Below are 7,162 nucleotides of genomic sequence, written 5' to 3' on the forward strand. Positions count from 1 at the left end.
TCGTTGGATAGTAGGGACCGTCAGGGCAGGGAACGTCAAGTTATAGATAAAGATAACTGGCCGTCGTGAAGTAAACCAACACCCCAAGCACATCATTGCTGGTGGTGATGAAAACGCCCGTCGCCGCTGCCGGATCAATGCCAATCTTATCCAGCACCACAGGCACCGTCGCCCCCACCATAGCCGCCACCGTGGTAACGATGACCAGAGAGGATGCTGCCGTAAGCGCCAGCCACACGGGATCATGAATCTCAAACAGTACGGCCCCAATGCTGATGAGCACAGTCAGCACACTGCCCGCAATCACCCCGTTGGACAGCGCCCCGCAAAACTCCTTCCAAAGCCGAAACAGCGTACTGCCCGTCCAGATAGACCCCGTCGCAATGCCCTGCACCGCAACAGCAGACGCCTGAAGCCCGGAATTGCCCGCCATCGACATGATCACCGGAATAAACGCCGCCAAAATAGCCGCCTTCTCCAGCTCATCCTCAAATGACCCAACCACCAGCGCAGCAACAGCAGACCCAATCAGCCCCGTCATCAACCAGGGCAACCGGCCTTTGATGATCCGGCGCACGGAGTCTGAAGGCCGCGCTTCCGGTGAAACCCCACCCATCAGCATCAGGTCTTCCGAGAGCTCCTCACGCACAATCTGGTTCATCTGCTCAGTCGTAATCCGCCCAATCAGCTTCCCGTCAACGTCAATCACCGGCATGGAGGAAATCTGCCGCTTCGCCGCCTTGCGCAGCACATCCTCCTGATCCATCTCAGCAGACACCGCCAGCACATTAGCATCCATCACATCCCCGATGCGAGTTTTGGGCTCCAGCGTCAGCAACCGCGTCACATCCAGCCGCCCCACCAACCGGTATTTTGCATCCACCACAAACACCGTACGAAACCGCCCGACCAGATCATACTGGCTCTTGATCGCCGCAATAGCCTTCCCCGCCGTATAATCCTCGTTGAACGCCACAAACTTCCGGCTCATCAACCGCCCGGCCGTATCCTCCCCATGCAAAATCCGCTCCTCAATCTCCGCCCGCGCATCCAGCTGCGGCACAATGATGTCGAGCAAGCTCTGCGGAAACTCATCCAGCGTATCCGCCAGATCATTCTCCTTCAGCGTATTGAGAATCTCCACCAGCCGCGTGGTCGTCCCGTCTTTCAGCAGTTCAGCCCGAAAATCCGGATAAAGCTCAGCGAGGATCTTGGTGGAAGGCCGAATAGGCAGCAGCGCAAACAGCTTGCGAGCATCCGGCAGGGGCAGGGCAGTCAACAACTGCAGCAAATCCGTGGGCGACCACTTCTTCAACCGCTTCACCAGCCAGTTGGTCTCGTGCGCACGCAGCAAATGGCGCACCGTCTTCAGCACCTGCTTGTTGTGCTCATGCGCGGTGGTGTCTGTCTTGCTGCTCCACTGAAGTGGCTTCTTGTTCTTTGCCATCCTCCGCACCTTTGTTTGGGTACGATATTCTGCCTGCGCAGACCATGCCTCAGCGAAGTAAATCTCTCCCTAAGATCAAGCAAAACCAATGCTGTGTTTCTATAGCTAAAGTTTTCAAAGAATACCGCAGCCCACAATGAGAAAGCCTTTATGAAATCTAAGTTATGAGGGGCCTTGCGCGGGCGGTTATATCAGCGCCCAACAGCATAAAATGACGCACACCAGCGTCTACATATTGGAAAATCTCCGAGAAAGATGTGCCATGCTCAACCGGATCTCTCCAAAACTGTGCGTTCAGATTGTAGCTGCTTCGTTCCTTTCGCTTTTGGCAACCGGTTTTCTGATTAACTCCTCAATGGCTCAGGACAGCTACGCTCAGGCAGAACCCTACGAGGAACTGAGCGGAGCGGGATCGATGTATCCAGACGTCCTGTTCAATGAAACTCTGCGTCTCTTCAAAACATCAAACCCCGAGATCGAAGTGCGATACGACCCGATCGGTAGTGGGGCTGGTGTGCTGGCATTGCAGGCTGGCAAGGTCGATTTTGCTGTCTCCAGCGCTCCACTGGAAGCGATCCTGGAGCAAGACCTTGATATTGATGCCGCCGATGAGCCTGTCGCCATAGAAGACAAACTGCTGGAGATCCCCATCACCGCAGGCATGCTCGGTATTCTTTACAATATTGAGGGTGTTGGCCACTTGAAGCTCACGCGCAACGCGCTCTCCGGTATTTTTGATGGTTCCATCCAATACTGGAACCACCGCGAAATCCGCATGGTGAACCCGGACCTGCGCTTACCAAAGCTGAAAATCACCATTGTTGGCCGCAGCGACGCCAGCGGTGCAAACCTCGCCCTCTCCAAGCACCTGTACACCGCCGAAAATGCATGGTCCGGCAAATCTGCCAGCATCTGGCCACTGGAAACCTTCCCGAAAGATGCTGTCCTTGTGCCCAGTTCTTCTGAGGTCGTCACCAAGATCACCGAGAACAATGGCTCAATCGGCTATGCCCCCTCAGCCTTTGGCAGCACACTGGGAATCCCGATGGCCCTGGTCGAAAATCAAAAGGGCAACTTCGTAGCACCCTCACTCAATGCCGGAGAAGCAGCCATCGAGGAGATCAGCAGAAGTGGCGATCCGCTCTCCATTGATGAGATTCACAACCCTGAAGCTCCCAGCGCTTACCCCATCATTTCATTCTTTTGGCTGGTGACGGAAGACGTCTACCCTGATGTGAAAACCGGCACCGCGGTGCGCCAGTTTGCTGAATTTGTTTTGAGCGGACAGGCAAGAGGAGCCGCAATTTCCTCCGGCTACATCCCGCTTCCGGCCAACATGCGCGCAGATGCCAAGAAGCTGGCAGCAACCATTCACTGATGTAGAGCGGATCAAACGACGATCCCACATGCAAGCATTTCAAACAAAAAAGCGGCGGAAATGATCCCGCCGCTTTTTGAATTTAGTATGAAGTTTGCTTATCTAGGCTCGCTACGCAAACCTTTGACGATTGCAAAGCATGCGCCAAGCAAGATAATCGCAAACGGGAAGCCGGTTGAAACCGTCATCGCCTGAAGGCTGGAAAGACCACCGCCAAGCAGCAATGCAATCGCAACAAGGCCAACCAAAGACGCCCAGAAGATGCGCTGCTGAACCGGTGCGTTCACCTTGCCACCAGCTGTAATGGTATCGATCACTAAAGAGCCGGAGTCTGAAGACGTCACAAAGAATGTGATGATCAAAACAACACCCAGTACAGATGTGATTTCAGCAAGTGGCAGGTTGCTCAGCATCTCGAACAGCTGAATCTCAGTCGCCGCACCTGCAATTTTGCCAAGGGTAGAAGTCGCTTCCAGCTCAATCGCTGTGCCGCCAAAGGCTGTCATCCAGAGGGTGGTAACAACACTTGGAATAACCAGCACGCAAATCATGAACTCACGAACGGAGCGGCCACGGCTGATGCGAGCGATAAACATGCCCACAAACGGTGCCCAGGAGAACCACCAAGCCCAGTAGAAAGTTGTCCAGCCCTGACGGAAGTTATCGTCAACGCGGCCAACTGGGTTGGAAAGTGCTGGCAGATATTCCAGATAAGCTTCCAGATTCCAGAACAGCTTCTGCAGGATGTCCAATGTTGGACCGGCCAACAGAACAAAACCAAGCAGCAAAGCAGCGGTGATTACGTTGAAGGTGGAAAGGTGTTTAATGCCTTTATCCAGCCCCATAACAACGGAACAAAGTGCAATAGCAGAGATCGCGATGATCAAAATGACCTTGGTTGTTGTCGTGATTTCAAGACCAAACAAATGGTTCAAACCAGCATTGGCTTGTTCTGCACCAATACCCAGAGAGGTTGCCAGACCAAACATGGTGGCAAACACAGCCAGAATATCAATCACGTGACCCGGCCAACCCCAAACGCGCTCACCCAGAATTGGATAAAAGATAGAGCGGACGGTCAGCGGCAGGCCTTTGTTATAGGAAAACAGAGCCAGACCAAGAGCAATCACAGCATAAGTTGCCCATGGGTGCAGGGCCCAATGGAAGATGGTGGAGGCCATGGCAAGGCGCTCTGCTTCCGCACCGCTCAGCGCTTCACCGCCCAATGGGGCCCAGCTGCTGCCAGAAGTGATGGAAGAGAAATGGCCAAGTGGCTCAGCCACGCCGTAAAAGACAAGGCCGATGCCCATGCCCGCAGCAAACAGCATGGAGAACCATTCGCTGTAGCTGTAATCTGGTTTTGCATCTCTGCCGCCGATGCGAACCTTTCCCAGTGGAGACACAATAAGGAAGAGGCAAAGCAACACAAAGATATTGCCGGCAATTAGGAAAAACCAGTCAAAACTAGAAGTGAGCCAAACACGTAGATCACCAAAGACCGGACCAATAGCGTCTTTATAGAGCAGAGTAATTGCAACAAAAATTGCAATCGCAATACTGGAAATAGTGAAAACGATATTGTGGACGTCAAACGCAACACCAGCGATTCGCGGTGTAATATTGTCTTGTCCTACTTCATAATCAGTATCAATAAGATTGGACGGCCCTTCGGGGGCCGGAATAAGATCTGCGCAGGTTTGATCAGTCATACTGGTCCTGTTTATTGGCAGATATCCACGCATGCAGCCCGAGTGCGCACGTCACGTGGATTTAGCAGCTCAACCAAGAGCCATGATCCGCTTGTTAGCCATCTGCCGCGAAAGCTCATGGGCGAGTCTATACGATCACTGCCAGAAATGGGTTCCACGCACAAAGGGCGGAAGCTGGCAACGCGGTTGCCTCCATGGCGGAGGCACAGATGGATAGCGATGCCATACAGCGAAAGTGATCTGGCTTAGCAAGAAGCCGTCGCTGACAGTGATTGGTTAGGCACCACTTGGTGTGCGCGAAACCTACAAATTTAAATGCATTACACACAAGAGTAAAAATACTTAGTCTTGGGGATAGCTTTTGCCGATTTGCCTGATCCTGCAAAAGCAATATCAAAGAGACCTAAAAACCTGTCTCACATCTCTAAGCTTGTGATCTTCATATTCTATTTTCGGGCCTCATACTGCTCGAACACGCCAGTTTCAGAAAATACCAATCTCTTCCATGCTGTATTGACTGTGCAAAGATGAAGATATTTCAGGTCTAATGAGGCGCGTGAGTAGGGCTGCTCTCTTATTGATGGCTTTCTCATAGCAAACCTTAGTGTGTGAGGTGAGGTTCGGACGCAGCGCAGAAAACACCATTCAAAGTAAGAGCAGCTCAGTTTCGGCTCCGTGGGAAGTCGATCCGATACGCATTGGAGACATGTTGCATTCGGCCTTAGGGCGAGAGGTGCAATCGAGGTGTAAGGTGGCGATGATGTTTGAGGCGAGAGCGTGAAGTTGCCATCTATGACCTGAAGGGCGAGCTGTGGTTAGAACGCAGTCTCATATCCGACTCAGATGTTCGCTCAGACTTTGAAACAGATTTGTGCACGCTCTGGAGCTCCACAGTCAAACAGCGGTTCTTTGTTCTACTGATGAAAGAAAAGGAGATCGGGTTTGCGTTCGAACATAAACCTAATGCTGATCTTGGAAGCGACGATCAGTGGGATAAGCTGCTTCTAAATGGTGTCGACCAAACTATGAGGGCAAAGCCTATATATAAAGTCACATCACCCAGGCTTGCGAAGTGAAAACCCAGCTCCTCAGAACTGGGTTCTGTTGGCTCGATCTCGATAAGTTAAGATAGCGCCCATTTAGCAACGATGTCTTCAGCACCTTTCAAAAGATCCGCATCGTAAGAGCGTGTTGTGACCGCAATGTTCTCTTTCACCTGCCATTCCTGATAGGCTCCGGTAATAATGGGCCCGACCGCATCCTGCGCCATCAACCACCCCATAGCCAGATGGGCCAGAGGCATTCCGGCTTTTTCAGCGAAAGCTTTCAACTCGTCAGCACAGCCGAGATACTTCTCCAGCAGCGGAGAATTCAGTTTCGGGTTATTGGCGCGATCATCATTTTGGTCAAAGTTACCACTTGCTTTGAAAGTTCCTGCCAGCAATCCCTGCATTAATGGGCTATAAGGCAAGTACTTGAGGTCATGCTCCTCGCAAAGCGGAATGATCTCATCACGACTACGGTAGCTCAGCGGTATATTATGATAATGCGTGGCATTCGGCTCCAGAAGGTTATAAAGCCCCTGATAAGTTGCCAGCTCACAATGTTGCATCAGCTCTTTAGTCATCTTCAATGAGAAGTTGGAGACACCCAAATGTCGAACCTTCCCACTCTCCACAACAGCACGTAAACCTTCTGCGGTCTCTTCAACAGGTGTATGCGGATCAGGCCAATGGCACTGCAGCACATCAATATATTCTGTCTGCAAACGCTCGAGTGATTGATCCACCTCTTCTATAATAGAAGCTTTGGTCAGATTGTTTTTGACAGCTCTTTCTGGATTGTTCCAAACCAGCCCGCACTTGGTGGCAATATACAGCTGGTCACGCTCAAAGGTCTTGAGGGCCTCACCCAAAAGCGTTTCCGCATGCCCTAGCCCGTAAACCGGTGCGACATCAAAGAAATTGATGCCCAGCTCAACGGCTGTTCGCATGGTTCGGATAGAGGTTTGATCCTCTGTGTCATTCCAGGTGCCGCCCACAGCCCAGCAGCCGAACCCCAACACTGACGCATTCATATCTTTCAAAGCTCTGAAAATCATTGTTATTTCCGCTATTAAAACTCCCAGGGAGAGGGGAGCACACAAAAATAAACTGCGCAATGCGCCATAACCGCCTTTCCAGGCCTGAAGCTGATGATCAAAACCGCTCCTTTGCGGGGATAGTTTTTTGGTTTGCGTTTATAAGATTTGATAGAAGGAGGATAAGTGCTGTCTCTCAGTTGGTCGGAGCAGGAGGCGTTTGATGATGCCGTTCTTAGTCCTCCGTCTTCCCAAACGCACTGTTTCCTTGCCGTTTTGAACATTTGAACGCACAAAAACGCTGTTTCACGCAAAATCACGCAAACGAACGCAATGGCGGGGCTTTCCATTGGGCGTCTCAGCACATTAATGCCATCTCGGCGAGTTCAGGCGCTGCAGCCTGTGCCACGACCACCATACCCCCTCATTCATTATTCAGTTTTCAAAGAACGCGGATTGCTCCGAAGTCTGCTTGCCAGCGTTCTGAGAGAGTGCAGCCTGATTTGATCGCGGTCTATTCCTGTAATGTTCTCCCTGAGTCTTTGGTG

At 51.7% G+C, this 7,162-nt stretch carries 4 protein-coding genes; 1 reads left to right on the top strand and 3 read right to left on the bottom strand.

Annotation, left to right across the window (positions count from 1 at the left end; genetic code table 11):
* Positions 1-40: 40 nt before the first annotated feature.
* A complete protein-coding gene (gene mgtE, locus PsAD46_RS06980; RefSeq protein WP_063306462.1) occupies positions 41-1,447 on the bottom strand; it encodes a magnesium transporter in 1,407 nt (468 codons plus the stop codon).
* Between the two features lie 262 nt (positions 1,448-1,709).
* Here mgtE and PsAD46_RS06985 point away from each other — a divergent pair, with 262 nt between their 5' ends.
* On the top strand, positions 1,710-2,825 hold the full coding sequence (locus PsAD46_RS06985) for an extracellular solute-binding protein (RefSeq protein WP_057464736.1): 1,116 nt from the start codon (positions 1,710-1,712) through the stop codon (positions 2,823-2,825).
* A 98-nt stretch (positions 2,826-2,923) separates the two neighbouring features.
* Here the strand turns inward: PsAD46_RS06985 and PsAD46_RS06990 are convergent, their stop codons facing one another.
* Both PsAD46_RS06990 and PsAD46_RS07000 read right to left on the bottom strand, forming a co-directional pair.
* Positions 2,924-4,534, bottom strand: coding sequence for a BCCT family transporter (locus tag PsAD46_RS06990; protein WP_057464735.1), 1,611 nt, complete (start codon positions 4,532-4,534; stop codon positions 2,924-2,926).
* A gap of 1,123 nt (positions 4,535-5,657) precedes the next feature.
* Entirely contained in the window at positions 5,658-6,635 is a 978-nt protein-coding gene (locus PsAD46_RS07000) for an aldo/keto reductase (protein WP_063306463.1), read from the bottom strand.
* Between the last annotated feature and the right edge of the window lie 527 nt (positions 6,636-7,162).

Source organism: Pseudovibrio sp. Ad46 (assembly GCF_001623065.1).
Classification (GTDB): domain Bacteria; phylum Pseudomonadota; class Alphaproteobacteria; order Rhizobiales; family Stappiaceae; genus Pseudovibrio.

What these genes read in the sequence shown, in the direction of transcription:
- mgtE (WP_063306462.1), bottom strand. Translation starts at nt 1,447, where the DNA reads ATGGCAAAGAACAAGAAGCCACTTCAGTGGAGCAGCAAGACAGACACC.
- PsAD46_RS06985 (WP_057464736.1), top strand. Translation starts at nt 1,710, where the DNA reads ATGCTCAACCGGATCTCTCCAAAACTGTGCGTTCAGATTGTAGCTGCT.
- PsAD46_RS06990 (WP_057464735.1), bottom strand. Translation starts at nt 4,534, where the DNA reads ATGACTGATCAAACCTGCGCAGATCTTATTCCGGCCCCCGAAGGGCCG.
- PsAD46_RS07000 (WP_063306463.1), bottom strand. Translation starts at nt 6,635, where the DNA reads ATGATTTTCAGAGCTTTGAAAGATATGAATGCGTCAGTGTTGGGGTTC.